Below are 26,618 nucleotides of genomic sequence, written 5' to 3'. Positions count from 1 at the left end.
CTCAGCCCGCCCTGCGCGCCGCGGCATCCCAACCGTGGATGCGGTCCATCATCCGGCTGACATTCTCCAGCGGTGTTTCCGGAACGATGCCGTGGCCGAGATTGAAGATAAAGGGACCCTGGCCGAGTTCGGTGAGGATGTGATCGACCGCACGGTCAAGCTGCTCTCCGCCAGCCACCAGCATGATGGGATCGAGATTGCCCTGAACCGCCACTTTGGACTGCAATTCCCGGGCGGCCCAACCCAGCGGCAAGGTGGTATCCAGGCCGAGCCCGGCAGCGCCGCTTTCCAGGGCGAAGTCGCGGTACAACAGGCCGGCGCCGCGGGGAAACAGGATCACCGGCACATCGGGCCGTTCTTTTTTCAGGCGCGCCGTCAGCGCCTTTGCCGGCTCCAGGCACCAGCGGCGCAGTGCGGCTTCCGGCCAGATACCAGCCCAGGAATCGAAAATCTGCACCACCTCCACGCCGGCATCGATCTGGGCGATCAGGTAGTCGCCGGTCGCCTCGACCAAGAGATCGATAAGGCGCTGGAAGTCTTCTGCTGCGCCATATGCCCATTTCTTGCCGGCCGCAAAGTCCTTGCTGCTGCCGCCTTCCAGCATGTAGCTGGCCACCGTCCAGGGCGCCCCGGCAAAGCCGATCAGCGTCACCTCCTGCGGCAGATCCTGCCGCAGACGGCGCACCGTTTCATAAACCGGTGCCAGGGCCTCGTGCAGACCGTCGCGCGACAGGCCCGCCAGATCGGCGGGCTTTTCGATAGCTTCCAGCCGCGGCCCGATCCCTTCCTCGAACCAGACCTTCTGGCCCAGGGCATGGGGCACCACCAGGATGTCGGAGAACAGGATCGAGGCGTCGAAGCCGTAGCGGCGGATCGGTTGCAGGGTAACTTCCACCGCCAGATCCGGCGTGAAGCAGAGATCCAGGAAACCGTCGGCCTCGGCCCGCACAGCCCGGTATTCCGGCAAGTAGCGGCCCGCCTGGCGCATCAGCCAGACCGGCGGACGTGGCAGGGTTTCGCCGGCAAGGGCGCGTAACAGAAGCTTATCGCTGGCTGGCTTCACGTTTTCTCTTTTCGCAACCGGTCATCACTGGACCGCAAGATGGCCTTTTCCGCAGGCTTGGCAAAGCCCCCTTCTTCTAAAAAATAATTAAATAGAGTTTTGGGTTTTTGTAGTTGGTGCCTGTGAATCCCGGGGATCAGCGTTTTGCCTGAATCTATCCAGAGAGTCATCCGCAAGGCCCTGAAAAAGGATCTTTCCTGTGGGCTTCTCCGTCCAAAAACCCTCTCCCGCCAAGGCCCCGGCTGGCTTGCGCTCCGCCTGCAAGCGGGGGATAACGGGGAAAATCTTCATCGGACGGGCTTTACCTCAGGGTTTGATCCAATGTGGGCTTTTGTCGTTCAAGATGAAAAGACTCGTCTGATGAAAGAAGGGACGGCTGTGATCGATTTTTTTCAGAATTCTGGCGACTCCGATTTGCCCCCGGTTTCCCCAAGGGCGGTACAGGTCATGCACAGAATCGGAGCCGTGCCTCCGATGTCTGATTGCTCGGCGAGAACGTTGCGGGAGACAGCCTGATATGGCCGCTCATCATCTCCATCTCGTTTCGGACTCGACAGGTGAAACCATCAACTCGGTCGCGCGGGCCTGCCTGGTCCAGTTCAGCGGCGTGGAGCCCATCGAGCATATCTGGAGCCTGGTGCGCACCCGCGGCATGATGAACAAGGTCGTCGGCCAGATCGAAGCCCATCCCGGCCCGGTGCTCTATACCCTGGTGAACGGCGAACTGCGGGACCAGCTCACCTCCTGCTGCATGCAGTTGGGCGTCCCCTGTATCGCCATCCTGGATCCCGTCATTCACACCATGGCCAACTATTTCGGTGTCGAAATGAAGGGGACGCCCGGCCTCCAGCATGTCCTCGACGCCGAGTACTTCGGGCGGATGGATGCCATGACCTTTGCCCTCACCCATGATGACGGCCAGCACTGCAGCGACATCGCCAAGGCCGACATCATTCTGGTCGGCGTGTCCCGCACCTCGAAGACCCCGACCTGCATGTACCTGGCCAACCGCGGCATCAAGGCGGCGAATATTCCCGTGGTGCCGGGCTGTCCCATCCCCGACGAACTGCTGGCGGCGGACGGGCCGCTGATCGTCGGCCTGACGAAGGACCCCGCGCGTCTGGTTCAGGTACGCCAGAACCGCCTGCGCATGCTGACCGATGACCGCCAGGAGACCGACTATGTGAACCTGGATGCGGTGCGACAGGAGATCGCCCAGGCGCGCCGCTTCTGCGTCGAACACGGCTGGCCCTTGATCGATGTAACCCGCCGCTCGATCGAGGAAACCGCGGCGACCATCCTGAACTACTACGCCCGCCACATCGGCGCCGAGGTTTGAGGGTCATGTCCAACGCCACCGCGGTGCCCCAGGTCTCGGCACCCTTGATGGCGCCGGAAGCCCCGGTGCTGGTCCTGGCCTCCGCCTCCGCTGCGCGCCGCAAGGTTCTGGCGGCAGCCGGCCTCCGCTTTGAAGCGGAGGCTGCCGCGGTGGACGAGACGGCGGTGAAGGAATCCCTGAAGGCCGAAGGCGCCACCGCCCTGCAGGCCGCCGAGACCCTGGCTGAACTGAAGGCGCAGCGGGTTGCCGTGAAGTATCCCGGCGCCCTGGTCGTCGGCGCGGATCAGATCCTTTCCTGTAACGATGTCTGGTTCGACAAGCCGCCCGACGGCGATCATGCCGCGGCGCATCTGCGTGCCCTCAGCGGCAAGACCCACGAGCTCAACACCGCCGTCTGTGTGGTGCGCAACGGGGCCCGTGCCTGGCATCACAACGCGGTTGCCCGCCTTACCATGCGGGCCTTGTCCAATACCTTTATCGCTGCCTATCTGGAAGCGGCCGGTTCCGAGGTGCTGGCCTCGGTCGGCGCCTATCAACTGGAAGGTCAGGGGGCACAGCTTTTCACTGCCGTCGAGGGTGATTTCTTCACCGTGCTGGGCCTGCCGCTGCTGCCGCTGCTGGACTTCCTGCGCGCCAACAAGGTGGTTCCGTCATGACGTTAAGCGGCATGTTGAGCGGTGCTGCCGCCCTCGCCGGGGTGATCGGCTGGCCCATCGCCCATTCGCGTTCCCCCCGCCTGCATGGGTTCTGGTTGCGCCAGCATGACATCGACGGCGCCTACCTGCCCCTGGCCATCGCGCCGGAGAAGCTGGAAAGCGCTGTTTTGGGTCTGCGCGATGCCGGCTTCCGCGGTCTCAACGTCACCATTCCCCACAAGGAAACGGTGATGGCGCTCTGCGACCGGGTGGACGAAACCGCGCAGCGCATCGGCGCCGTGAACACCCTTGTCTTTGAGGGCGAGACGATCCTTGGCTCCAACAGCGATGCCTTCGGCTTCATCGAAAACCTGAAGGCGGGGGCGGCCGGTCACGATCTGACGGCGGCGCCGGGCCTGCTGCTGGGGGCCGGCGGCGCGGCGCGGGCGGTGGCCGTTGCCCTCTTGGATGCGGGCTTGCCCGAACTCCTCATCTGTAACCGCAGTCCGGAACGCGCCGAGGCCTTGGCAGCGACGCTCGGCACCCGGGTAAAGGCCCTGCCCTGGTCGGCGCGTGCGGAGGCTTTGAGCGATCTGGGTCTTCTGGTCAACAGCACCTCCCTGGGTATGAGCGGACACCCGCCGCTGGACCTTCCGCTGGACCGTCTCCCGGCAAGCGCCCTGGTGACCGATCTCGTTTATACGCCGCTGGAAACACCGCTGCTGGCTGCCGCGAAGACGCGGGGCTGTCGGGTGGTTGACGGCCTGGGGATGCTGTTGCATCAGGCAAGGCCGGGCTTTCGCGCCTGGTTCGGCGTCGATCCGGAGGTCACGCCGGAGCTGCGGGCCTTCGTTCTCGGCGAAACGGCCTGACCGCGATGCTGGTTCTGGGCCTCACCGGTTCCATCGGCATGGGCAAGTCGACGGCGGTGGCCATGCTGCGGCGTCTCGGCCTGCCGGTGCACGATGCCGACGCCGCCGTCCACCGGCTGATGGCCAGGGGCGGGACCGCCGTCGCGGCGGTGGATCAGGCCTTTCCGGGCGTCGTCGTCGAAGGTGCCGTCGACCGCGGCCGTCTCGGCGCCAAGGTGCTGGGCGACCCCGCGGCCCTGCGGCGCCTGGAGGCGATTCTCCATCCCCTGGCCCGCGCCTCAGCCCGCGCTTTTCTCGCCAAGCAGGCGAGACTGCGCCGGCCTCTTGCTGTTCTCGATATTCCTCTGCTGTTCGAAACCGGCGGCGAAAAAATCTGCGATGCCGTCGTCGTGGTCTCGGCACCGGCGGCGACGCAACATGCCCGGGTCATGGCCCGGCCGGGCATGACCGAAAAGCGCTTCCAGGCCATCCTCGCCCAGCAGATGCCCGATGCCGAAAAGCGCCGCCGTGCCGACTTTGTCGTTCAGTCCGGTCTCGACAAGGCCCATGCCTTGCAACAGCTTCGCACCATCGTCACAGTAATGAAGGCGCGCGCAGCGCGTGGCGGTCCGCCCTTGCACAAGCTTTTTGGGAGATATTCCTGATGCGTGAGATCGTTCTCGATACCGAGACCACCGGCCTGGATCCGGCTGCCGGTCACCGCATCGTCGAGATCGCCGGGCTGGAGCTGCTGCACCATGTGCCGACCGGCCGCACCTTCCGTGAATACATCAATCCCGAGCGTGACATGCCGGAAGAGGCGGAGAAGATTCACGGGCTGAGCGCTTCTTTCCTTGCCGACAAGCCGCTTTTCGCCGCTGTCGCCCAGCCCTTTCTGGACTTCATCGGCGACGCCAAGCTGGTGATCCACAACGCCCAGTTCGACATGAAGTTCCTGAACGCCGAACTGAAAGCCGTCGGCCTGCCGACGCTGCCCAGCGACCGCGCGATCGACACCGTGGCCATGGCGCGCAAACGCTTTCCCGGGGCCCAGGTGAACCTGGATGCGCTCTGCCGGCGTTTCGAAATCGACAACTCCGCGCGCACCTTTCATGGCGCGCTGCTCGACTGCGAACTTCTGGCCGAGGTCTATCTTGAGCTTTCCGGCGGGCGCCAGCCGGGCCTGACGCTGGAGCGCCAGCAACAGCGCAGCGCCGTTGCCGCCCCGCTGGCCCGGTCGGCCCGTCCGCCGCGGCCGCACCGCGCGTCGGAGGTGGAAAAAGCCGCCCATGAGAAAATGCTGGAAAAGCTGACGGACCCGATCTGGCGCCAGTAAGGCTGTCGGGTTCTAAAAAAGCCTAGGCCTGGCCGTTGGCCTGGGCGCCCTCTTTCTCTGCTGCAGCCTCACCGGAGTCTTCGCTTCCGGCTGCGTCACCGCCGCCTTCACTGGCGCCTTCACTGGCGCCCTCTCCGGCCCCCTCGCTCGCAGCCGCCATCTTGCGGCTCATATACATCTGGCCGAAATCGATGGGATTCATGATCAGCGGCGGGAAGCCGCCGTCGCGGGTGTCGTCTGCCAGGATGGCGCGGGCGAAGGGAAACAGAAAACGCGGCACCTCGATCATCAGCATCTGCTCGCGCACGTTTTCTTCCAGATTGTCGGCCAGGGTGACCACGGCGGCATAGTCCAGCTCGGCCAGAAAGGCCGTGGTCTCGCCGATCATCGCCGAGGCCCGCAGACCCAGGGTCACTTCATAGAGGCCGCCCTGCAGATGCGCCGGCGTCACCTCGACGTTGACGTTCAGCTGCGGGCTTTCCTTGCGCATGGTGCCGTAGATGCCGGGCGAATTGGGATTCTCGAAGGAATGATCCTTCACGTACTGGCTGTTGATGGTCAGCGGTGCCTGCGCGGCTTCTTCGGCCATGAATGCCTCCTGTGATTTGTCGGCGGTTGGCTATCACGGATAAGGACGGCTTACAACAAAGCCGGGGCGATCAGGCCCAATCCGCCTTAGTAGGCGGGCGAAACCGCGTCCTCATGCGGATCGAAGCGCAGGGCGACGCCGTTGCCCACCGCTTCGCCGGTCAGCCCGCGGATGAACCCCCAGTGGCTGACGATCAGCAGGCCGTCCCAGTCGCCCTGATCCACCATGCTGCGCTTGAAGTCCGCGCAGCGCAGGGCCAGGGCGTCCTCGGTCTCCTCTGCCTCCGGCCACCAGCGTTCCGGGAGGTCGCCGAAGCCGTAATCGGGCCAGCGCTTGGTGAGATCGCTGCGGTGGCTGCCGATATCGCAGGTGAAGAAGTAGCGCTCCCGCACCCGCGGATCGATGGTGACCGGCAGGCCCAGGTGCCCGGCGATGAACTCGGCTGTATGCAGGGTGCGCCAATAGGGGCTGGCGATGATCCGCCGGATGCCCTGCTCGGCCAGGCTTTCCGCCGCGGCCCGGGCCTGGCGTTCGCCCTCTTCGGTCAGGCCGGGATCGACGATGCCAGGGTCAATGCGGGTCTTGGCGAAGTGAACGTTGAAGTGGGACTGGCCGTGGCGAACGAGGATCATGGCTCCAGCCTCCGCGGCCCACCCCGGCTTTGGCCCGGATTTCCGCCTGGGCTTTTGGGCCCGTCCTGATCCGGATCCGTCACCTCTTCGAACTCGCCCTCGATGGTGCCGCCGCGATTTCCCTCATTTCCTCTCCTGGGGTTTCTGCCGCCTGGGCCCCTGCCGCCAGCGCCTTTGCCCCAGGTGTTGGGATTGACTTCCTCGCCATCGACGAAAACCCGGGTGCGGCCCTGGGCGCTGCGCTGGGCCAGGCGGTGGCCGATAAAGCGGCGCAGAAGCTCGCGAAACGGCGGGATAAACAGCAAAAGACCCAGAGCATCGGTGACGAAACCGGGCACCAGCAGCAGGGCCCCGGCGAAGACGAGGCAAATACCCTCGAACATTTCGCGCGCCGGAAGCTGGCCCTGGTCCATCTGGGTCCGGGCCCGCATCAGCGTGGCCAGGCCCTGCGCCCGCAGCAGCAGGCTGCCCGCCAGGGCGGTCGCAACGGTGGCCGCGATGGTCGGCCAGACGCCCAGGGCGCCGCCGACTTCGATGAAAACGACGATTTCCAGCAGCGGCAGCCCAATAAAGACAGCCAACAGGATTAGGGCCATACTTGCTCTTTCTTCACCAGTTGCCTACATAATGCCCATAAACCAAGCGGTGAGGCCAGCCGCGGCAGGTCTCCCAGAAAGCGCGCCCAGATCAACGCCGTATCCCACAGATTGCGAAACAGATGAGCGACGACAGCCTGTTAGAAATAGTAATCCTTGCTGCCGTCGCAGCATTTTTTGTCTTCAAGCTGCGATCCGTGCTCGGTAAGCGCACCGGGCATGAGAAGCCCGATTTCGATCCCTTCAAGGCGCGCAAGCCGGAATCCGAGGGCGAGGACGACAAGGTCGTGCATCTGCCGGAGCGCGGAAAAGGGCCGAAAATCTCGCAGGAAGACATCCTGGACCATCAGGAAGCCGAAAAGCGCGGGGCCGAACAGGTTGCCGAAGAAGTTCAGGGGGCGGTCGATGACGGCCCGCTCGGTGCCGGGGTCACCCAGATCCGCCTCGCCGACCGCGATTTCGATCCGGCCCAGTTCGTCGGTGGGGCTCGCGGCGCTTTCGAGATGATCGTCGCCGCTTTTGCCGAGGGCGATGCCAAAACCCTGCGCCCGCTGCTTGCCAACGACGTTTTCAACGACTTCTCCGGCGCCATCAAGGACCGTGAGAGCCGCAACGAAAGCCTGGAGACCACGCTGATCGGCATCACCTCGGCCGAGATGATCGAGGCGGAGATGCAGCAGAAAACCGCCTTCGTGACGGTGAAGTTCGTCTCCGAGCAGGTGAACGTGACCCGCGATTCGGAGGGGCGGATCGTCGACGGCGATCCCAACGAGGTGACCAAGATCACCGATATCTGGACCTTTGCCCGCAACACCCGCAGCCGCGATCCCAACTGGGCCCTGGTTGCGACGCGCAGCCCCAACTGAGCGGCCGCGCGGGGGTGGCAGCGCAGTTCGGCGCCGGAACGCGGCACCGCCGGCTTGTTTCCATTGGATTTTCCGCCGTCCTGCTGGCGCTTCTGGCCGCCTGCAACGGCGAGGCGCCGCCCGAGGAAGCCGCGGAGCCGGCGCCGCCGGCCACGGTCGCCGTCCCAACCCCTGCTCCTGCGACAGAACCGAGCCTGCTGCTGACGCCGGTCAGTTTCGCCGATCTGCCGGGCTGGACGGCCGATCCGGTCGCCGAAGCCCTGCCGGCGCTGTTGAAGTCCTGCGCCCGCCTGACCCGCCAGCCGGGCGAGCGGGCCGTGGGCCCGGAGGGTCTGGCCGGTCAGGTGGCCGACTGGGCGGCCCCCTGCGCGGCCCTGGCGGCGGTCGATGGCGAAGATGACGCCGGGCTGCGCAGCCTGCTGGAAGAAAGTTTTCAACCCTTTGCGGTCTCCGATGCCGGAGAGACCGAAGGCCTTTTTACCGGTTATTACGAAGCCGAACTGAAAGGCACCCGCGATCCTGCCGCGCCCGGCGCGACGCCGCTTTACCGGGTGCCTCAGGACCTGGTGACCGTCGATCTGGGAAGCTTCCGCGCCGACCTCAGGGGCGAGCGTCTGGTCGGCCAGGTCCGCGACGGCCGCTTGGTGCCCTACCTTACGCGCAAGGAAATCGACGCCGGGGCGCTGAACGGTCAGGGTGCGGAGCTGCTCTGGGCCGCCGATCCGGTGGATGTCTTCTTCCTCCATGTCCAGGGCTCGGGCCGGGTCGTCTATCCCGACGGCAGCACAAAGCGGGTCGGCTTTGCCGGCTCCAATGGCCACACTTTCTACGCCATCGGCCGGGCGCTGATCGACGAGGGTATCCTCTCGCGCAAGGACTCCTCCATGCAGTCGATCCGCGACTGGCTGCGCGCGAACCCGGAACGGGCCCAGGAAATCATGCAGCGCAATGCGCGCTACATCTTCTTCCGCGAGATCACCGGCGAGGGGCCGATCGGGGCCCAGGGCGTGGCCCTCACCCCCGGCCGCAGCCTCGCCGTGGATTCCAAGCTGCTGCCGCTGGGCGTGCCGCTTTATCTCGACACCACCTGGCCGGCGACGGACAAGCCGCTGCGCCGCCTGATGGTGGCCCAGGATGTCGGCAGCGCCATCAAGGGCGCCGTGCGCGGCGACTTCTTCTGGGGCTCCGGCGAACCCGCCCTGGCCGAGGCCGGGCGGATGAAACAGAAGGGCGTCTACTACCTGCTGCTCCCCAAGGCCGTCGCCGAACGTCGCCAGCGCGCGAGCTGAGTTTCTTCCGTTCCCGCCTCATTTCCGCAGACCCGCTTGCTTTTCCCAAGTGGTAATACCATTATCGCTCCCAAAGTAATGAACCAACGATAAGCACCGGGAGAGGAAGACCGAACATGGCTGAGGTATCGCCCCGCGTCGGGCTTTTCGTAACCTGCTTGGTGGATCTGATGCGGCCCTCGGTGGGCTTCGCGGCGGTGAAGCTGCTGGAACAGGCGGGCTGTTCGGTCGACGTGCCGCGGGCCCAGACCTGCTGCGGCCAGCCGGCCTACAACTCCGGCGACCGGGCCGACACCAAGGCCATCGCCGAGCAGGTGATCGCCGCATTCGAAGGCTTCGACTATGTGGTGGCGCCCTCCGGGTCCTGCGCCGCGATGATCAAGAAACACTATCCCGAGCTTTTCGCCGACGACCCGCCGCTGCGCGCCAAGGCCGAAGACCTTTCGGCGCGCACTTTCGAGCTGGTCTCCTTCCTCACCGATGTGCTGAAGGTGGAGGCGGTTGAGTCCTCCTTTTCCGGTGCCGTCACCTATCATGATTCCTGTTCGGGCCTGCGCGAACTCGGGGTCGAAGCGCAGCCGCGCAAGCTGCTGAACAACCTGCCCGGCGTCGAGATCCGCGAGATGGAGGAGTCCAACGTCTGCTGCGGCTTCGGCGGCACCTTCTGCGTGAAATACCCGGATATCTCCAACAAGATGGTGAGCAACAAGGCCGGCTTCATTGCCGCCAGCGGCGCCGGCACCCTGCTGGTCGGGGATCTCGGCTGCCTGATGAACATGGCCGGCAAGCTGCAGCGCCAGGGCGCCGGGGTGCGCGTGCGCCACGTGGCCGAGGTGCTGGCCGACATGGCCGATGAGCCGGCCATCGGTGAGGCGGCGGATGAGGGTTCGGTGCAAAAAGGTAGGGTCGCGTAATGCAGAGCACTTCCCCCGCCTTCAAGAAAAACGCCCGCTCGGCCCTGGCCGATCAGCAACTGCAGAAGGCGCTGCAGAATGTGAAGTCCGGCTTCATCGGCAAGCGCGCCAAGGCCCGCGCCCGCCTGCCGGAGTTCGACGACCTGCGCGACGCCGCCCGCGACATCAAGAACCACACCCTGGCCAACCTCGATTTCTATCTCGAACGCTACGAGGAAAAGGTCCAGGCCAGCGGCGGCAAGGTGCACTGGGCGGTGACGGCGGAGGACGCCCGGGCGGCGATCCTGCAGATCTGCCGCGATGCCGAGGCCAAGGTGGTGACCAAGGGCAAATCGATGATCTCCGAGGAGATCGCCCTCAACGCCCATCTGGAAGAGGCCGGTCTGGATGTGGTGGAGACCGATCTCGGCGAATACATCATCCAGCTGCGCAAAGAAGCGCCGAGCCACATCATCGCCCCGGCGGTGCACCTGACCAAGGACCAGGTCGAGGCTGATTTCCGCCATCACCACACGGACCTGCCCGACGAGCGGCCGCTTTCAGAGCCGATCCAGCTGGTCGCCGAGGCGCGCCAGATGCTGCGCCAGCGCTATCTCGACGCCGACGTCGGCATCACCGGCGCCAACTTCCTGGTGGCCGAGACCGGCACCTCGATCATCGTCACCAACGAGGGCAACGGCGACCTCACCCAGACTCTGCCCAAGGTCCACATCGTCATCGCCAGCCTGGAAAAGGTGGTGCCCAATCTTGAAGACGCGACCACCATCCTGCGCGTTCTGGCGCGCTCGGCGACCGGTCAGGAATTCTCCGCCTATACGACCTTCTCAACCGGGCCGCGGCGCCCCGAAGACCCGGACGGGCCGGAGCAGTATCACGTCATCCTGCTGGACAACGGGCGCAGCCAGATGCTCGGCAGCGAGTTCGAGGAGATGCTGCGCTGTATCCGCTGCGGCGCCTGCATGAACCACTGTCCGGTCTATCACGCGGTCGGCGGCCATGCTTACGGCTGGGTCTATCCCGGGCCGATGGGGGCGGTGCTGACGCCCAGCCTGATCGGTGTCGACGAGGGCGGGCAGTTGCCGAACGCCTCGACCTTCTGCGGGCGCTGCGAGGCGGTCTGCCCGATGCGCATTCCCCTGCCCAAGATGATGCGCCACTGGCGCGAGCGGGAGTTCGAGCGTCACCTGAGCCCCAAGGCGGTGCGTTTCGGTCTCGGCCTCTGGGCCTTTTTCGCCCGGCGCCCGGCGCTCTATCACCGCATTCTCGGCCTGAAGATGCGCGCCCTGGCCAGGCTCGGCCGGGCGCGGGGCCGCTTCGATGCCCTGCCCTTCGCCGGTGGCTGGACCAAGTACCGCGACTTCCCCGCGCCCCAGGGCAAAACCTTTCAGCAACTCTGGGCTGAACGGCAGGGGGCCGAAAAGCAAAACGGCGGACCGGGCCGATGAGCGAGGCGCGCAAGCATATCCTGGGCGCGGTCCGCCGTTCCCTGAAGCGCGAGCAGCCGACGGCGGAGGAGCGCCGCCACTTGGAAGCCCGCCTCGCCGATCCCCAGGCCGGCCTGATCCCGGCGCGCGGCCGGCGCCCCCACGACGAACAGCTCGACCTGATGGAAGAAATGCTCGTCGAGCTTTCCGCCACGGTTGCGCGCCTGCCCGGCGAGGAGGCCGTGCCCCAGGCAGTGTCCGACTATCTGAAGGGCGAGAACCTGCCGCCGAAGCTGCGTCTCGCGCCGCGCGATGATCTGCGCGCGCTGCCCTGGGACAGCCAGCCCTTGCTGGAGGTGGCCGAGGGCATTGCCGAGGAACCGGACAGCACCTCCCTCACCGGCGCCTTCGCAGGCATCGCCGAGACCGGCACCCTGATGATGGCCTCCGGCCCCGAAGCGCCGATCACCCTGAACTTCCTGCCGGAAAACCACATCGTGGTGTTGCGCGCCTCCCAGGTGGTCGGCGCCTATGAGGAGGCCTGGACGCAATTGCGCCGCCGTTTCGGCGCGGGCGTCCTGCCGCGGGCGGTGAACATGATCACCGGCCCTTCGCGCACCGGTGACATCGAACAGACCATACAGCTTGGCGCCCACGGGCCGCGCCGCCTGCATGTGCTGCTGATCGAGGACGGGCCCGGGGCCGCCGCGGATGAAACGCAAACGCCGGCGGCCGGAAACGGGCAGGCGGATTGAGCCGTCATGGCCGGCAAGCGCAAAGGCCCGCCGAACGGCACGCGTAAAGCCGGATCGGCTGCGTCGGATATCAGCGGCGAGGACCGTCATCTCTGGGACCATGTGCGCCGCCAGGCCGACCCGCTGCTGGGCCGCGACCGGCTGAGATCGAAGGTCGACGATCTGCGCGAGGAAGCCGCCCGCCAGGCACCGGTCCCGCAACCCGCCAAGCCGGCCCCCAAGGCGATCTCCGCCCGGCAGGCGCGTCCGGCGACCAAGCCCGTTGCGCCGCGGCGCGAGCCTTCGCCCCTGCAGCACGGCAGCCGCGGTGACGGTCTCGACCGCCGCAAGGCCGAACGCCTGAAGCGCGGCAAACTGCCCATCGAGGCGACCCTGGATCTGCACGGCCTGCGCCAGGCCGAGGCCCACCGCCGCCTCGGCCAGTTCCTCGCCCAGTGCCAGGACGCCGGCAAGCGCTGCGTCGTGGTGGTGACCGGCAAGGGGCTGCACAAGGAAGAGGGCGGCGTGTTGCGCACCGCCGTGCCGCGCTGGCTGAACGAGCCCGGCAACCGCGAGCGGGTGCTCTCCTTCGACTACACCCAGCCCAGACACGGCGGCACCGGCGCCCTCTACATCCTGCTCCGCCGCCGCCGCTGAACGCTCAAATTCGGCCCCTTGGAAGCAGGAATCGCCTTGCCGGCGGAAAGCCGCTAAACTTCGATCCGGTTATCAGCGTAAAAGGCGGGGAACGCGCGTGCTCCAGACAGAGGGACCCTGGCGCCGTTTGATCCTGCCCCCGGGGCGGTCATGACCCCCTTCGGGGAGAAGCTGCGCGCCATCCGCAGCGCCCGCAAGCTGGCGCTGAAGGACATGGCGGCGGGCTTGCAGGTCTCTCCGGCCTATCTCTCGGCCATGGAGCACGGGCGCCGCGGCAAGCCGAGCCGGCGTTTCGTGCACCGGGTCTGCCAGTACCTCGGCATCATCTGGGACGAGGCGGAGGAGTTGCAGAACCTCGCCGATCTCTCTCACCCCCGCGTCACCGTCGACACTGCCGGGCTCGACCCCAAGGCGACCCTGGCGGCCAACCTGCTGGCGGAAAACATCGCCGCGATGGACGAGGCGGCCCTCGACCGGCTGCTGGTGCTGGTCGACCCGAAAGCCCCAGACGAAACCGTCCCGGACGAGGAAGAAGGCGAGACCGGACCACAGACGTGACCCAGGATCCCCATCACTCTCCAGCCCAGATCATCGCCGAACTGCCGCTTCGCGGGCTCTACGACTACTGGGCCGGCAAGCGCGGCGACCGCCGCTGGCCCAGCCGTGACGACATCCTGCCGTCGGAAATCCCGGCCCTGCTGCCCTACATTGTGCTGGCCGATGTGCTGGAGGGCAGCGCGTCGGAAGAGGGCGCGCAGTTCCGCCTGCGCCTGGTGGGCACGGACGTCGCTTTCGGTGTCGATCCGACCGGCCTCCTGCTGCACGAAGCGGTACCGGCGGGGGCCTACGGCGATCACATCACCGCCCTGTTCCGCCGCGGCGCCGCCGGGCCCGGCGCGCTCTACAGCCGCACCCGCTACGACTATGCGGATGTGACCGGTCCGCGCAGCATTGCGCGGCTGTTCATGCCGCTCTCCGGCGACGGCGAGACCATCGACAAGCTGATGGCCGGCCAGATGCGCGACCGCCAGATCCCCGCCGACCTCTCCGCCTGGCAGGCCAATCCCCCGGCCATTGCCGAGGATGTGGAACTGCGGCTGCCTTGAAAAGCCTTTGCCCGGTGGGTGTCCCAGCCACTTTCCTGTCACCCTTGGGCTTGTCCCCCGATCGGATCTGTATGGGGGTCCATTGCGCCGCCGCCGAGGCTTTTGCTAGAGCAGATCCGGGCTTGATGGAATCGCATTAGCGATCCATCCAACCCGATGAATCTGCTCTAACTGTTTGATGGCGATCGGATTCACATGTTTTGGCGCAACCACGAAGTGGTTCCGTCAAAACATGATCCGATCTAGGGGCGTTCGGGCTCGGCCCGACCATGGATGCTCGGGACAAGCCCGAGCATGACCATCACTTATTCTGCGCCACCTGAAGTCTCTAGAGAATGAACTTCGAGAGGTCGGCGTTCTTCGACAGTTCGCCGACGCGCTGCTGCACAAGCTCCGCGTCGATGGTGACGGTCTCGCCGCCGCGGTCGGTGGCGGTGAAGGAGATTTCTTCCAGCAGCTTTTCCAAGACCGTGTGCAGCCGCCGGGCGCCGATGTTCTCCACCGAAGAATTGATCTCGGCGGAGAGGTCGGCCAGGGCGTCGATGGACTCCTCGGTGAAGTCCAGGGTCACGTCCTCGGTATCCATCAGCGCCTTGTACTGACGGATCAGGCTGTTCTCCGGCTCCGTCAGGATACGCTTGAAGTCGTCGCGGGTGAGCGCGTCCAGCTCAACGCGGATCGGCAGACGGCCCTGCAGCTCGGCCAGCATGTCGGAGGGCTTGGCCATGTGAAAGGCGCCGGAGGCGACGAAGAGCACATGGTCGGTGCGCACCGTGCCGTGCTTGGTGGCGACGGTCGTGCCCTCGATCAGCGGCAGCAGGTCGCGCTGCACGCCTTCGCGGGAGACGTCGGCACCGGCGCGGTCGGAGCGCGCGGTGATCTTGTCGATCTCGTCCAGGAAGACGATGCCGTTCTGCTCCACCGCGGCGATGGCGCTGGAAACGACGGTTTCCTCGTCAAGCAGCTTGTCGCCCTCTTCGGCCACCAGAACCTCGTAGGATTCCGCAACCTTCATGCGGCGCTGCTTGCTGCGCCCGCCCATCGCCTTGCCGAAGATGTCGCCCAGGTTCAGCATCCCCATGGAGGCGCCGGGCATGCCGGGAATCTCCATGGTCGGCAACTGCATGCCGGCGCTGTCCTGCACCTCAATCTCGATCTCGCGGTCGTCCAGTTCGCCCTGGCGCAGCATGCGGCGAAACTTCTGGCGCGTGTCGGCGCTGGAGCCGGCGCCGACCAGGGCGTCCAGCACCCGCTCCTCGGCGTTCAGCTCGGCCTGGGCTTTGACCTCCAGGCGCAGACGCTCGCGGGTCATGTGGATCGCCACCTCCACCAGGTCGCGGATGATCTGTTCGACATCGCGCCCGACGTAGCCGACCTCGGTGAACTTGGTGGCCTCGACCTTCAGGAAGGGGGCCTGGGCAAGCTTCGCCAGGCGGCGGGCGATCTCGGTCTTGCCGACGCCGGTCGGCCCGATCATCAGGATGTTCTTGGGCAGAACCTCCTCGCGCAGCTCTTCGGGCAGCTGCTGGCGGCGCCAGCGGTTGCGCAGGGCGATGGCGACGGCGCGCTTGGCATCGTTCTGGCCGACGATGAAACGGTCGAGTTCCGAGACGATTTCCCGGGGGGTAAAAAAAGCAGAGTTACTGTCGGTCATGGAATTTCCTGCGCTCACTCGGCGCTTTTGCTTGGGCTTTTGCCCGGGCTCTTGGGTGCGCGGTTGGGCAGGCTTTCGATAATGATGTTGTCGTTGGTGTAGATGCAGATGTCGGCGGCGATGCCCATGGCCTTGCTGGCGATGGCCTCGGCCTCCAGGCCGTCGATGTCGTAGAGCGCGCGGGCGGCGGAGAGGGCGAAGGAGCCGCCGGAGCCGATGCCGATCAGGCCGTCCTCGGGCTCCAGCACGTCGCCGGTGCCGGTCAGCACCAGGGAGGTGCTGGCATCGGCCACCGCCATCATCGCCTCCAGGCGGCGCAGGTAGCGGTCGGTGCGCCAGTCCTTGGCGAGTTCGACGCAGGCCCGGGTGATCTGGCCGGGATAGGTCTCCAGCTTGGCTTCCAGACGCTCGAAGAGGGTGAAGGCATCGGCCGTCGCCCCGGCGAAGCCGGCGATCACGTCATCTTTGCCCAGGCGGCGCACCTTGCGGGCATTGGATTTCATCACCGTGTTGCCGAAGCTGACCTGGCCGTCGCCGGCGACCACCACCTTGTCGCCCTTGCGGACGGACAGGATCGTGGTCCCGTGCCAGATCGGGGATTGATTTGCTGTGGGTTGATTGTCGGGCATGGACTGTCAAATGGGCGAAAGCGCTCTCCGGGTCAAGCCGGATTTCGGCGCTCTCTTCACCCGGCGGCGGCGAATCAAGGGTTCTGGCATAACCCGAACCTTCCTGATACAAGGGCGCCTTCGTTCCGGAAATGAACACCAAGGGGCCCTGCGGCAGCGGGGTGAAACGATATGCGCCGGGCAACAGTCGAGCGAAGCACAGCGGAAACCAGGATCAGCGCCACGGTGAACCTGGATGGCAACGGGGTCTATGAGGTCTCCACCGGGATCGGCTTCCTGGACCATATGCTGGAACAGCTGTCGCGCCACAGCCTCATCGACATCACCCTCACGGCCGAGGGCGACCTGCATATCGACGGCCACCATACGACCGAGGACAGCGGCATCGTGCTGGGACAGGCGGTTTCCCAGGCTTTGGGGGAGCGCAAGGGCATCTGGCGCTACGGATCGGCATTAATTCCCATGGACGAGACCCTCAGCCGGGTGGCGCTCGACGCCTCCAACCGGCCCTATCTCATCTGGAAGGTGGACTTCGACCGCGACAAGCTGGGCACCATGGACACTGAGCTGTTCAAGGAATGGTTCCAGGCCTTTGCCCAGAACGCGGGGCTCACCCTGCACGTCGAGAACCTCTACGGCACCAACAACCACCATATCGTCGAGTCCTGCTTCAAGGCCCTGGCGCGGGCCCTGCGCGAGGCGATCCAGATCGACCCGCGCAAGGCCGACGCCGTTCCCTCGACCAAGGGCAGCCTCTAACCGGCCGCCGTAACGGATTGCCGCCTGGCCGCATCAGGGCCCGGCGTACTTGGGGAGCACAATGACCGTCGCGATCATCGACTATGGTTCGGGCAACCTGCGCTCGGCCGCCAAGTCCCTGGAACGCGCCGCCAAAGAGGCCGGCGGCGGTCCGGTGCGTGTGACCGACGATCCCGCCGTGGTGCGGGATGCCGACCGGGTGGTGCTGCCCGGCGTCGGGGCCTTCGGCGACTGCCGGGCCGGGCTTCACGCCCTGCCGGGCATGGTCGAGGCGCTGATCGACTTCGTCGAGACCCGCCAGCGGCCCTTTCTCGGCATCTGCGTGGGTATGCAGCTGATGGCCAGCCGCGGCCTGGAACACGGCAGCCACGCCGGGTTCGGCTGGATTCCCGGCGATGTGGTGGCGCTGGAGCCCGGCGCCGACAGCGGATCCGGCGCGCTTAAGGTGCCTCACATGGGCTGGAACCTGTTGCGGATGGAGGCGGTTGACCATCCTGTGCTGGCGGAGTTGCCGCAGCCTTCCTATGTCTATTTCGTCCATAGTTTTCATCTGCGTCCGGCCGACCCGGCGCACCTGCTCGCCAGCGTCGACTACGGCGAGCGGGTGACGGCGATCGTTGGGCGCGACAATCTTATTGGAACCCAGTTTCATCCGGAGAAAAGCCAGGCGGCGGGTCTGCGGTTTCTGGGAAATTTCTTGAGGTGGTGTCCATGACGGTCAGCGACGGCAAGGTAACGATTTCCATGGACCGGCTGACCGGTTTTCACGGGCCCGATCTGCACGATCTCTGCGACGCCGCCGAGGCGGCGATCCGCGACGGCGGCGGCTTCGGCTGGCTGAGCCCGCCGCCGCGCCAGACCATGGAAACCTACTGGCAGGGCGTGCTTCTGGTGCCGGAGCGTGAACTCTTCGTCGGCCGCCTGGACAACACCATCGCCGGGTCGGCCCAGCTCGTGCGTCCGCCGCGCAACAACGAGGCGCAGAGCCTGACCGGCCAGCTCACCACCTTTTTCGTCGCCCCCTGGGCGCGCGGCCACGGTCTCGCCGCCGGGCTGGTGAGCCAGGTCGAAGAGGCCGCCCGGCAGAATGGCCTCAGGGTTCTCAATCTCGACATCCGCGAAACCCAGGCCCGCGCCATCGAGGTGGTGGAACAGTCGGGCTACGTGCGCTGGGGCACCCATCCGCATTACGCCTGGGTGGACGGCCGCTGGGTGACGGGCTTCTATTACTTCAAGGACCTGATCGGCAACGGCGCCCTGCCGCAGGGCGACTGACGTGTTTACGCTTCGCGTTTCGGTACCGGCCGGCGCCGCTTCTTAAAAGGCCGCTTCTTAAAGGGCCCCTTCTTATAAGGTGAGACTCCATGATCCTGTTTCCCGCCATCGACCTGAAGGACGGCAAGGCCGTGCGCCTGCTGCGCGGCGAGATGGACTCGGCGACGGTGTTCAACGAAAGTCCCGCCGACCAGGCCCGCGCCTTTGCCGGGCAGGGCTTCGAATGGCTGCATCTGGTCGACCTCAACGGTGCTTTCGAGGGGCGGCCGGTGAACGCCGCGGCGGTCGAGGCGATCCTGGCGGCGGTCGATCTGCCGGTCCAACTCGGCGGCGGCATCCGCGACCTGGCGACCATCGAACGCTGGCTCGACCTCGGCGTGCGGCGGGTGATCCTGGGCACCGTGGCGGTGAAGAACCCCGATCTGGTGCGTGACGCCTGCCGGCGGTTCCCCGGACAGGTGGTGCTCGGCATCGACGCCCGCGGCGGGCGCGTCGCGGTCGAGGGCTGGGCCGAGGTCAGCGAGATCACCGCGACCGAACTTGCCCAACGCTTCGAAGACGCCGGTGCGGCGGCCATCGTCTATACTGATATCGACCGCGACGGTGCGCTTCAGGGCGCCAACGTGGCCGCGACCCGGGCCCTGGCCGAAGCGGTGGCGACGCCGGTGATCGCTTCCGGCGGGGTGGCTTCGCTGGATGACATCGCCGCCTTTCATGCCATTGCCGACAGCGGCATCGAGGGCGTGATCTCCGGCCGGGCGCTTTATGACGGGCGCATCGATCCCGCCTCCGCCCTGGCCCTGCTGGCGGCCTGAAGGGAAGACATGCGATGCTGACAACGCGCATCATACCCTGCCTGGATGTAAAGGACGGGCGCGTCGTCAAGGGCGTGAACTTCGTCGACCTGCGCGACGCCGGCGACCCGGTGGAACAGGCCAAGGTCTACGATGCCGCCGGGGCCGACGAGCTCTGCTTCCTCGACATCACCGCCAGCCATGAGAAGCGCGGCATCCTGCTGGATGTCGTGCGCCGCACCGCCGAGGAATGCTTCATGCCGCTCACCGTCGGCGGCGGCGTCAGGACCTTGGAGGATATCCGCCAGCTCTTGCTCGCCGGCGCCGACAAGGTGTCGATCAACACGGCGGCGGTCGAGAACCCGGACTTCGTGCGCCAGGCGGCGGAAAAGTTCGGCAGCCAGTGCATCGTGGTCGCGGTGGATGCCAAGTCTGTTGCTGGAGATCCTGACGGCGATGCGCGCTTCGAGATTTTCACCCACGGCGGCCGCAAGGCCACCGGGCTCGATGCCGTCGACTGGTCGGTCAGGCTCTGCGAACTCGGCGCCGGCGAGATTCTGCTGACGTCGATGGACCGCGACGGCACCAAGCAGGGTTACAACCTGTCCCTCACCCGCGCCATCGCCGATGCGGTGCCGGTGCCGGTCATCGCCTCCGGCGGGGTCGGCAGCCTGGACCACCTCGCCGCCGGGGTGCTGGAAGGCCATGCCTCGGCGGTGCTGGCCGCCTCCATCTTTCACTTCGGCACCTATTCCATTGCCGAAGCCAAAGCGGCAATGGCGGCTGCCGGCGTGCCCGTAAGACCGGTTTCCTAATCCCTTTCGTGGGTGCCGGCCGGGCCGCGGTGCGGCTGTTATCCACGTTGTTTCCACCTGATATCCACCGGCAGACCGCGTGACAGGTCCCCGAATACCTGTTACGCCTCCAACCATGATATTTCGTGTAGCAAGGCATTGATCTCATGAAGCAGGACGTTCCCAATGGCTGCGTGCTTGAACAACTCTATAAGGTGATTGAAGACCGCCGCGGCGAAGACCCGGAAAGCTCCCACACCGCCAAGCTGTTCGACCGTGGCATCGACAAGATCGCCCAGAAGGTCGGCGAAGAGGCGACGGAGACCGTGATCGAAGCCGTGCGCGAGCGCCGCGAAGGCGTCATCGACGAGTCGGCCGATCTTCTCTATCACCTGCTGGTGCTTTGGGCTGCCAGCGGTGTGAAGCCCAAGCACGTCTGGGCAGCGCTGGAGGGCCGCAAGGGCATCTCCGGCATCGTCGAAAAGGCGTCGCGGGCGCACGGCTGAAACCATCCGCAGGCAAAAGGAAGATACAGTCCAGGGGGAAGACATGGCCTACGACGAGACCAACATCTTTGCGAAAATCCTGCGCGGTGAGATTCCCTGTGACAAGGTCTACGAAGACGATCACGTTCTCGCCTTTCGGGACATCCAGCCGCAGACCAAAGTTCACGTCCTGGTCATTCCCAAGGGCGCCTATGTCTCCTTCGCCGATTTCTCCGCACAGGCCTCCGAGGCCGAGATCACCGGCTTCTTCCGCGCCGCCGGCAAGATCGCCAGGGATCTCGGCATCGAAGGCGACGGTTACCGCGTTCTCGCCAACACCGGCGCCCATGGCCACCAGGAAGTGCCGCACTTCCACCTCCACCTCTTCGGCGGCCAGCCCCTCGGCCGCATGATCCGCCCGCCGCAGGGTTGATGGCTATGCTGTCTTAAAGCGGCATCATCCCGCGACTGATTTTGTAAACAAAGAAGCCCCCTCACCCCGACCCTCTCCCACAAGGGGAGAGGGAGAAACAAAAGCGGAAGGTAGAAAACCCTCTCCCCTTGTGGGAGAGGGAGGGACCCGCGTAGCGGGAGGGTGAGGGGGGCTTTGGTTTGCTTCTCTCAATGATCCCCTACATCCATACTTCGATCACCACCGAGGCGTTTTGGCCGAAAGCGGGATGTCGCCGTCTTGTCCGGTTTCCACAAATCGCCTAGCATCGAAATATGTCTGTAGAACCTTCCTTTGCTCTTGTCGGCGCCCTGATCGGGGTCCCGGCGCGGGCCAACATGATGGCCGCCCTGATGGACGGGCGCGCCCAGACCGCAACCGAACTGGCCTTTGTCGCCGGGGTGACGCCGCAGACGGCGAGCAGCCATCTGGCCAAGCTGACGGAGGCCGGTTTGCTGGCGGTGGAAAACCAGGGGCGTCACCGCTACTACCGTCTCGCCAATCCGACGGTCGCCGAGGCGTTGGAGCCGTTGACCCATCTGACCCCCAACCAGCGGGTGCCGGAGCGGCGCCGCGCCCATGCCCGGCGTGTCGGCGAGCTGCGCCGGGCGCGTTTCTGCTACGACCATCTGGCCGGGCGGCTCGGTGTCGCGCTCACCGACTCGCTGCTGAAGCGCCGCTACATCCGGCGGGTCGAGAGCGACTTCCGGCTCGGCCCCAAAGGCCGCGGTTTCATGGCCGACCTTGGTGTCGACGTAGAGGCGGCGGAGAGCCAGCGCCGCCATTTCGCGCGCTGCTGCCTGGACTGGAGCGAGCGTCGCCCGCACCTCGGCGGATCGCTCGGCGCGGCCCTGGCCGATCGCCTGCTGGCTGCGAAGTGGTTGAAGCGGGACCGCAAATCGCGCAAGGTCATCATCACAGCCAAAGGCGAGGCCGCCTTGCCCGGGGTATTCCCCGGCATCATGGCGGCACTGGAACCGGATGACTGAAGAACCGGGCCGGGTCTCGCCCGCGGACCCTGCAACCTGAACCTCCCCTGCAACCCGAACCCCAGGGGCATGCCCCCGATGATCCGTAATCCATGACCCTCGAATTCACCGTCACCAGCGGCAGGGCAAAGCTTGCCGGTGCCGAGGCGGGCGCCGAAAACGCGGTGGGCCCGGCGCTGGTCTTTCTTCATGCCGGTGTTGCCGACCGGCGGATGTGGCAGGCGCAGCTGCCTGCCTTCAGTGGCCGCCACCGCGCCGTCGCCTATGACCGCCGCGGCTTTGGCGAGACGCGCTACGAGGCCGAAACCTTTTCCCACGTCGACGACCTGCTGGCAGTGCTCGACCAGCTCGGCATCGCCTCGGCGGTGCTGGTCGGCTGCTCCCAGGGCGGCCGCATCGCCATCGACTTCACCCTCACTCATCCCGGCCGCGTCGCCGGCCTTTTCCTCGTCGCCCCCGCGGTGACCGGCGCCCCGCGAACGGAGGACTTTCCGCCGGCGGTGGAGGCGGTGCTGGAGTTGTTGGAGGAGGCGGAGGAAGAGGAGGACCTCGACCGCATCAACCTTCTGGAGGCCTGGCTCTGGCTCGACGGACCGGCCAGCGAGGAAGGCCGCGTCAGCGGGCCCCTGCGCGACCTTTTCCTGGTGATGAACGACCGGGCGCTGCATGCGCCCGACCCGGGGCCGGAAACCAATCCCGCCGCCTTCCCGGTCGCTTACGCGCGGCTTGCCGATCTTACGCCGCCGTCCCAGGTGATCTGGGGCGATGCCGACTTCCCCCACGTGCAGCAGCGCTGCGTCCATCTGGTCCAGGCCATGCCCCAGGCGCTGGGCAGCGTCATCCCCGGCACCGCGCATCTGCCCAACATGGAACAGCCGGAGGTCTTCAACACCCAGCTGCGCGCGTTCCTCGAAGGGCTTTAGAAACACAAACCAAAGTCCCCCTCACCCCGACCCTCTCCCGCAAGGGGAGAGGGGGAATCAAAAACCAGGGCTGCGACTATCGTTCCCTCTCCCCTCGTGGGAGAGGGAGGGGCCCGCGTAGCGGGAGGGTGAGGGGGAGTGATCTCTTGCTTGCCTAAACCGCATCCACATTTCGCCAGAAGACGTAGTGTGGACCCGTGCCCGGTGTTTCGAAGATGTCGCCGATCGCCTGAAAGCCGTGGCGCTCGTAAAAGCTCTGTGCCGGCGTGCGTCCGTTGCACCAGAGCACGGCGCGGGCTTCGCCACGGGTGGTGAGCCGGCGCGCCAGTTCCTCAATGCCGAAGCGCAGCACCCGGCCGCCGAGACCGCGGCCCTGAAAGGCCGGCTCCGTCGCCATGCCGCGCAGGCGCCACTGCTTCTCCCGGAAGGTTTTGCCGTCATAATCCGGATGCATTTCGGTGACGAAACCGGCGGTGCCGACCACCCGGCCCCCGGCCTTTGCGGCGACATGAAAGTGTGCTTCGACGCCGGCGTAGGATGCCCGGGCGTCCTCCGGCGTCAGCCAGGGCCGCAGCACGGCCCTGCGCAGTTCGAAAACCGCATCGAGGTCGGCCAGATCGATGGAGATGGCGGCGGGCAGTTCGGTATCAGGGGTGCTCATGCCCATCGCATAGCGCGCTTCGCCGCCCCAGGCAAATCCCGGGATCAGGCAAATGTCGCGATCAGGTAAATTTTGGGGTCAGGCGCGGGCGCGCTGCTCGGCGAAGGGATCGGCCATGCCCAGAGACTCGTAGGCGTCGGCGAGGGTGGGTTGCAGGTCGTAGGCGACCGGGGAGCCGCGAAATTCGGCGATCTTCTTGTAGAGTTTCACCAGCGGTTTTTCCTGCGCCCGCTTGACGACGAAGATCGTTTTCGGGTTCGGGCGTTCCCCGGCGTAGCGCTGGGCGCAGTCGGAAACCCGGATCAGCGCCGGCATGTCCAGTTCCGAGAGGTCGGCTTCCCAGAGATCCCAGATCGTGATGCTGGTGGGATTGCTGCCGTAGTGGGCTTCGATGACCGCGATCAATTCGTCGGCCAGCACGCAGCCGTCCACCACAAAGAGGGTAAGCTCCGCGTCTCTCGCATAGTGTGTCGTGATTTCAGCCATAGGTTATTTTAGGCTGAAGAGTGTTAACCAATTATGATCATTGAGTTTTTGGAATCGTTAACGCCCCGGCAGGCTGCGGCGGTAGGTGAGGGCTTCGGCGATCTGCGGGCGGCGGACGGCTTCGGCGCCTTCCAGGTCTGCGAGGGTGCGGGCGACCCTGAGCACCCGGTGATAGCCGCGGGCCGAGAGTTTCATGGCCTCGGCGGCCTGGGTCAGCAGCTTGCGGCCCTCTTGATCCGGCGCGGCCACCTCTTCCAGCAACTGACCGTCCGCCTCGGCATTGCTGCGCGGGCGGTTCTCCGCCGGGACCTCGGCATAGCGCGCGGTCTGGCGGGCGCGGGCCTGGGCGACCCGGGCGGCGACGGCGGCGGAGTTTTCGGCCGGTGGCGGCAGGGAGAGATCGGCGGCGCTCACCGCCGGCACGTCGACATGAAGGTCGATGCGGTCGAACAGCGGGCCGGAGATCTTGGCCTGGTAGTCGGCGGCGCAGCGCGGCGCCCGGGCGCAAGCCCGGGCCGGATCGTCGAGATAGCCGCAGCGGCAGGGGTTCATGGCGGCGACCAGTTGAACCCGCGCCGGATAGGTGACATGGGCATTGGCGCGGGCGACCGAGACCCGGCCGGTCTCCAGCGGCTGGCGCAGCGCCTCCAGCGCACCGCGCTGAAACTCCGGCAGCTCGTCGAGGAACAGCACGCCGAGATGGGCGAGGGAGATCTCGCCGGGCCTGGCCCGCAGCCCGCCGCCTGCCAGCGCCGGCAGGGAGGCGGAGTGGTGCGGGTCGCGGTAAGGCCGCTCCCGCAACAGCCCGGCCTGGCCGAGCGTTCCGGCGACGGAATGAATCATGCTGACTTCCAGCGCCTCCGCCGGGGCCAGCGGCGGCAGGATGCCCGGCAGGCGCGCCGCCAGCATCGACTTGCCGGCCCCCGGCGGCCCGGCCATCAGCAGGTTGTGGCCGCCGGCGGCGGCGATCTCCAGGGCCCGCTTGGCGCTCTCCTGGCCCTTGATGTCGGCGAGGTCGAGGGGGCTTTCCCCGCTCTCGGCCAAGGCCGGCTTCGGCGGGCTCAGCACTTGGCTGCCCTTGAAGTGGTTTACCAGGGTGAGCAGGGTTGCCGGGGCCAGGATATCGAGCCCCTCGGCCCAGGCCGCCTCACCGCCCTGATCGGCCGGGCAGATCAGGCCGCGCTCCGCCGCCAGGCTGTGGATCGCCGCCGGCAGCACGCCGGCGACCGGGGTGATGCGGGCATCCAGCGCCAGCTCGCCGAGGGCCGTATAGCCGGCCATTTCCTCCGCCGGCAGCACCCCCATGGCGGTCAAGAGACCCAGAGCGATGGGCAGATCGAAGTGGCTGCCCTCTTTCAACAGGTCAGCCGGGGCTAGGTTTACGGTGATGCGCTTGGGCGGCAGGGCGAGCCCCAGGGCGGTCAAGGCCGCGCGCACCCGCTCGCGGCTTTCCGCCACCGCCTTGTCGGGCAGGCCCACCAGGGAAAAGGCGGGCAGGCCGCTGCCCATCTGCACCTGCACGTCGATGTCGAGAACCTCGACCCCGGAAAAGGCGACGGTGGTGATGCGCGCGACCATGCGGCCGATCCCTTCTTTGGGCTGCACGGCCCCCTTGGTATGGCGGACCTGGGGTACACCGGACCGGACTGGGCTGTGGCGGAGGCGCCTCGGCGGTCCCGTCAGCGCAACGGATGATCAAGGAGGATCAATCTAGGGTGGAAGCCCGGGGCTGCCAAGAAGTTCGCGACTGACCTTAGGATCGCTGTCCGTTGGCCCGGGGACTTTCTCTTGTTTCGTGTATTTGCGAGGGAAACTGTCCCACATCAATTATGGTTAAGATCTGTTAGCCTATGCTGATCAACGTGAAGCTCCGGTCGCTGGGGTTCCCGCCGCCCGCGATCCAGGCGCGTAGACGCGTTTCGTCCGGACGAGGACGTCGGCAGGCGTGTCATTGTGGGTCTACGCGACCAGGTTGCAGGCTCGGGAAATGCCAAGGAGACGATTTGCTTTGCCGGTAACACCCGGTTCCCCCCAAAACCAAAGCGTCTTGCAGGAGAAACCAAGCCATGGCAACGGCCAGTAAAAAGACAACAAGCAGCAGCAAACCCCCTACTTCCGCCTCATCCCCTTCCGCCTCCCCCTCGTCCACTCCCGGGGGTTCCGGCGGCGGCCTTCAGGGCGCCGTCCCGACCCCGCCGTCCTACGAGGCCATGCTCGGCTCCAACGGCGAGAACATCTCCGCCGTGATGTCCGCCAGCGAGGCGATGTTTTCCGGCATGGCCGAGGTCAGCCAGGAGGTGATGAACTTTGCCGGCGAGAGGGTGCGCAAGAACCTCGAGACCTCAGAAGAGCTGATCAAGGCCAAGGACCCGGAGGAGATTTTCGAGAAGCAGTGCACCATCGCGCGCTATGCCGCGGAGCAGTACATCGAGGAAACCAGCAAGCTGATGGCCATGATGGCGCGCATCACCCGCGACTGCTGGGCCCCGGTGGAAAAGCGCACCAAGTCCGCCCTCCACGACATGAACGGCAACAACGGCAACGGGGCCGACAAGAAGTAGATCTGGTGATCACGGCCCGGAAGATGTCCGGGCAGTGCCTCGGCCGGCCTTTGCCGGCCGTTTTTTTGCGACGACAACGGCTTGGCGCAGCAGGACCGTCACTCCTCGCGGGAGGGTAAGGGGTTC

General features: G+C 66.1%; 32 protein-coding genes. 23 read left to right on the top strand and 9 right to left on the bottom strand.

Features of this window, described 5'->3' with window-relative positions; translation table 11 throughout:
- Nucleotide 1: 1 nt before the first annotated feature.
- Nucleotides 2-1,063 (bottom strand): uroporphyrinogen decarboxylase, encoded by a 1,062-nt coding sequence (hemE, locus tag ACP146_RS24080; RefSeq protein WP_422369300.1) that lies wholly within the window; start codon nt 1,061-1,063, stop codon nt 2-4.
- 517 nt (nt 1,064-1,580) lie between these two features.
- Here hemE and ACP146_RS24075 point away from each other — a divergent pair.
- Genes ACP146_RS24075 through dnaQ form a run of 5 tightly spaced genes read left to right on the top strand, consistent with a single transcriptional unit; the run spans nt 1,581 to nt 5,224 of the window.
- Entirely contained in the window at nt 1,581-2,402 is an 822-nt protein-coding gene (locus tag ACP146_RS24075) for a pyruvate, water dikinase regulatory protein (protein ID WP_422369299.1), read from the top strand.
- Nucleotides 2,403-2,407: 5 nt separating this feature from the next.
- Nucleotides 2,408-3,058 carry a Maf family protein gene (locus ACP146_RS24070; protein WP_422369298.1) on the top strand — a complete coding sequence of 217 codons (651 nt, stop codon included), beginning with the start codon at nt 2,408-2,410 and terminating at the stop codon, nt 3,056-3,058.
- Nucleotides 3,055-3,909: a shikimate dehydrogenase gene (locus tag ACP146_RS24065; RefSeq protein ID WP_422369297.1), complete on the top strand. Its 855-nt coding sequence runs from the start codon at nt 3,055-3,057 to the stop codon at nt 3,907-3,909. Before ACP146_RS24070 ends, ACP146_RS24065 begins: the two co-directional genes overlap by 4 nt.
- A gap of 5 nt (nt 3,910-3,914) precedes the next feature.
- Nucleotides 3,915-4,553 (top strand): dephospho-CoA kinase, encoded by a 639-nt coding sequence (coaE, locus tag ACP146_RS24060; RefSeq protein WP_422369296.1) that lies wholly within the window; start codon nt 3,915-3,917, stop codon nt 4,551-4,553.
- Nucleotides 4,553-5,224: a DNA polymerase III subunit epsilon gene (gene dnaQ, locus ACP146_RS24055; protein ID WP_422369295.1), complete on the top strand. Its 672-nt coding sequence runs from the start codon at nt 4,553-4,555 to the stop codon at nt 5,222-5,224. Before coaE ends, dnaQ begins: the two co-directional genes overlap by 1 nt.
- Nucleotides 5,225-5,246: 22 nt before the next feature.
- On the opposite strand, the gene secB is transcribed toward dnaQ, so the two are convergent.
- The 3 genes from secB to ACP146_RS24040 form a co-directional block, all read right to left on the bottom strand.
- Complete coding sequence (gene secB / locus ACP146_RS24050; protein WP_422369294.1) at nt 5,247-5,813, bottom strand: protein-export chaperone SecB; 567 nt, start codon at nt 5,811-5,813, stop codon at nt 5,247-5,249.
- Nucleotides 5,814-5,899: 86 nt separating this feature from the next.
- Nucleotides 5,900-6,445: a histidine phosphatase family protein gene (locus ACP146_RS24045; RefSeq protein WP_422369293.1), complete on the bottom strand. Its 546-nt coding sequence runs from the start codon at nt 6,443-6,445 to the stop codon at nt 5,900-5,902.
- On the bottom strand, nt 6,442-7,041 hold the full coding sequence (locus tag ACP146_RS24040) for an FxsA family protein (protein ID WP_422369292.1): 600 nt from the start codon (nt 7,039-7,041) through the stop codon (nt 6,442-6,444). The genes ACP146_RS24045 and ACP146_RS24040 overlap by 4 nt, the downstream gene beginning before the upstream one ends.
- A gap of 122 nt (nt 7,042-7,163) precedes the next feature.
- Between ACP146_RS24040 and ACP146_RS24035 the strand changes: the two genes are divergently transcribed.
- From ACP146_RS24035 to ACP146_RS24000, 8 genes are all read left to right on the top strand, one after another.
- Nucleotides 7,164-7,907, top strand: a complete 744-nt coding sequence (locus ACP146_RS24035; RefSeq protein ID WP_422369291.1) for a Tim44/TimA family putative adaptor protein — start codon at nt 7,164-7,166, stop codon at nt 7,905-7,907.
- A 14-nt stretch (nt 7,908-7,921) separates the two neighbouring features.
- Nucleotides 7,922-9,196, top strand: coding sequence for a murein transglycosylase A (locus tag ACP146_RS24030; protein ID WP_422369290.1), 1,275 nt, complete (start codon nt 7,922-7,924; stop codon nt 9,194-9,196).
- A gap of 116 nt (nt 9,197-9,312) precedes the next feature.
- Nucleotides 9,313-10,110 (top strand): (Fe-S)-binding protein, encoded by a 798-nt coding sequence (locus tag ACP146_RS24025; protein WP_425032973.1) that lies wholly within the window; start codon nt 9,313-9,315, stop codon nt 10,108-10,110.
- Nucleotides 10,110-11,555, top strand: a complete 1,446-nt coding sequence (locus ACP146_RS24020) for a LutB/LldF family L-lactate oxidation iron-sulfur protein (protein WP_422369288.1) — start codon at nt 10,110-10,112, stop codon at nt 11,553-11,555. Before ACP146_RS24025 ends, ACP146_RS24020 begins: the two co-directional genes overlap by 1 nt.
- On the top strand, nt 11,552-12,289 hold the full coding sequence (locus ACP146_RS24015; protein ID WP_422369287.1) for a LutC/YkgG family protein: 738 nt from the start codon (nt 11,552-11,554) through the stop codon (nt 12,287-12,289). Before ACP146_RS24020 ends, ACP146_RS24015 begins: the two co-directional genes overlap by 4 nt.
- 6 nt (nt 12,290-12,295) lie before the next feature.
- Nucleotides 12,296-12,925, top strand: coding sequence for a Smr/MutS family protein (locus ACP146_RS24010; RefSeq protein WP_422369286.1), 630 nt, complete (start codon nt 12,296-12,298; stop codon nt 12,923-12,925).
- A 150-nt stretch (nt 12,926-13,075) separates the two neighbouring features.
- A complete protein-coding gene (locus ACP146_RS24005; RefSeq protein WP_422369285.1) occupies nt 13,076-13,483 on the top strand; it encodes a helix-turn-helix domain-containing protein in 408 nt (135 codons plus the stop codon).
- Nucleotides 13,480-14,031, top strand: a complete 552-nt coding sequence (locus ACP146_RS24000; protein ID WP_422369284.1) for a PAS domain-containing protein — start codon at nt 13,480-13,482, stop codon at nt 14,029-14,031. The genes ACP146_RS24005 and ACP146_RS24000 overlap by 4 nt, the downstream gene beginning before the upstream one ends.
- A gap of 328 nt (nt 14,032-14,359) precedes the next feature.
- Here ACP146_RS24000 and hslU read toward each other — a convergent pair whose 3' ends face one another.
- The gene (gene hslU / locus ACP146_RS23995; RefSeq protein WP_422369283.1) at nt 14,360-15,685 is read right to left on the bottom strand and encodes an ATP-dependent protease ATPase subunit HslU; all 1,326 of its coding nucleotides are present in this window, start codon (nt 15,683-15,685) and stop codon (nt 14,360-14,362) included.
- Nucleotides 15,686-15,699: 14 nt separating this feature from the next.
- The gene (gene hslV, locus ACP146_RS23990) at nt 15,700-16,314 is read right to left on the bottom strand and encodes an ATP-dependent protease subunit HslV (protein WP_422369282.1); all 615 of its coding nucleotides are present in this window, start codon (nt 16,312-16,314) and stop codon (nt 15,700-15,702) included.
- Nucleotides 16,315-16,485: 171 nt separating this feature from the next.
- Between hslV and hisB the strand changes: the two genes are divergently transcribed.
- From hisB to ACP146_RS23945, 9 genes are all read left to right on the top strand, one after another.
- Nucleotides 16,486-17,073, top strand: coding sequence for an imidazoleglycerol-phosphate dehydratase HisB (gene hisB / locus ACP146_RS23985; RefSeq protein WP_422369281.1), 588 nt, complete (start codon nt 16,486-16,488; stop codon nt 17,071-17,073).
- A gap of 61 nt (nt 17,074-17,134) precedes the next feature.
- Nucleotides 17,135-17,788, top strand: a complete 654-nt coding sequence (gene hisH, locus ACP146_RS23980) for an imidazole glycerol phosphate synthase subunit HisH (protein ID WP_422369280.1) — start codon at nt 17,135-17,137, stop codon at nt 17,786-17,788.
- Entirely contained in the window at nt 17,785-18,348 is a 564-nt protein-coding gene (locus ACP146_RS23975) for a GNAT family N-acetyltransferase (protein WP_422369279.1), read from the top strand. The genes hisH and ACP146_RS23975 overlap by 4 nt, the downstream gene beginning before the upstream one ends.
- A gap of 89 nt (nt 18,349-18,437) precedes the next feature.
- Complete coding sequence (gene hisA / locus ACP146_RS23970) at nt 18,438-19,163, top strand: 1-(5-phosphoribosyl)-5-[(5-phosphoribosylamino)methylideneamino]imidazole-4-carboxamide isomerase (protein ID WP_422369278.1); 726 nt, start codon at nt 18,438-18,440, stop codon at nt 19,161-19,163.
- A 14-nt stretch (nt 19,164-19,177) separates the two neighbouring features.
- Complete coding sequence (hisF, locus tag ACP146_RS23965; protein ID WP_422369277.1) at nt 19,178-19,957, top strand: imidazole glycerol phosphate synthase subunit HisF; 780 nt, start codon at nt 19,178-19,180, stop codon at nt 19,955-19,957.
- 146 nt (nt 19,958-20,103) lie between these two features.
- The gene (locus tag ACP146_RS23960) at nt 20,104-20,442 is read left to right on the top strand and encodes a phosphoribosyl-ATP diphosphatase (protein WP_422369276.1); all 339 of its coding nucleotides are present in this window, start codon (nt 20,104-20,106) and stop codon (nt 20,440-20,442) included.
- 43 nt (nt 20,443-20,485) lie between these two features.
- Nucleotides 20,486-20,854 carry a histidine triad nucleotide-binding protein gene (locus ACP146_RS23955; RefSeq protein ID WP_422369275.1) on the top strand — a complete coding sequence of 123 codons (369 nt, stop codon included), beginning with the start codon at nt 20,486-20,488 and terminating at the stop codon, nt 20,852-20,854.
- Nucleotides 20,855-21,147: 293 nt separating this feature from the next.
- Complete coding sequence (locus ACP146_RS23950; protein ID WP_422369274.1) at nt 21,148-21,861, top strand: ArsR/SmtB family transcription factor; 714 nt, start codon at nt 21,148-21,150, stop codon at nt 21,859-21,861.
- Between the two features lie 92 nt (nt 21,862-21,953).
- The gene (locus tag ACP146_RS23945; RefSeq protein WP_422369273.1) at nt 21,954-22,784 is read left to right on the top strand and encodes an alpha/beta fold hydrolase; all 831 of its coding nucleotides are present in this window, start codon (nt 21,954-21,956) and stop codon (nt 22,782-22,784) included.
- A 154-nt stretch (nt 22,785-22,938) separates the two neighbouring features.
- On the opposite strand, the gene ACP146_RS23940 is transcribed toward ACP146_RS23945, so the two are convergent.
- From ACP146_RS23940 to ACP146_RS23930, 3 genes are all read right to left on the bottom strand, one after another.
- Nucleotides 22,939-23,445: a GNAT family N-acetyltransferase gene (locus ACP146_RS23940; protein WP_422369272.1), complete on the bottom strand. Its 507-nt coding sequence runs from the start codon at nt 23,443-23,445 to the stop codon at nt 22,939-22,941.
- A 78-nt stretch (nt 23,446-23,523) separates the two neighbouring features.
- Nucleotides 23,524-23,931, bottom strand: a complete 408-nt coding sequence (locus ACP146_RS23935) for a hypothetical protein (protein WP_422369271.1) — start codon at nt 23,929-23,931, stop codon at nt 23,524-23,526.
- A 57-nt stretch (nt 23,932-23,988) separates the two neighbouring features.
- The gene (locus ACP146_RS23930) at nt 23,989-25,509 is read right to left on the bottom strand and encodes a YifB family Mg chelatase-like AAA ATPase (RefSeq protein WP_422369694.1); all 1,521 of its coding nucleotides are present in this window, start codon (nt 25,507-25,509) and stop codon (nt 23,989-23,991) included.
- 488 nt (nt 25,510-25,997) lie between these two features.
- Here ACP146_RS23930 and ACP146_RS23925 point away from each other — a divergent pair, with 488 nt between their 5' ends.
- On the top strand, nt 25,998-26,492 hold the full coding sequence (locus ACP146_RS23925) for a phasin family protein (protein ID WP_422369270.1): 495 nt from the start codon (nt 25,998-26,000) through the stop codon (nt 26,490-26,492).
- Nucleotides 26,493-26,618 lie beyond the last annotated feature (126 nt).

The organism is Pelagibius sp., from assembly GCF_965249265.1.
In the GTDB taxonomy this organism is placed as follows: domain Bacteria; phylum Pseudomonadota; class Alphaproteobacteria; order Kiloniellales; family Kiloniellaceae; genus Pelagibius.
Note: the sequence above shows the minus strand (reverse complement) of the source record. Positions and strands in the feature narration are given on the sequence as shown.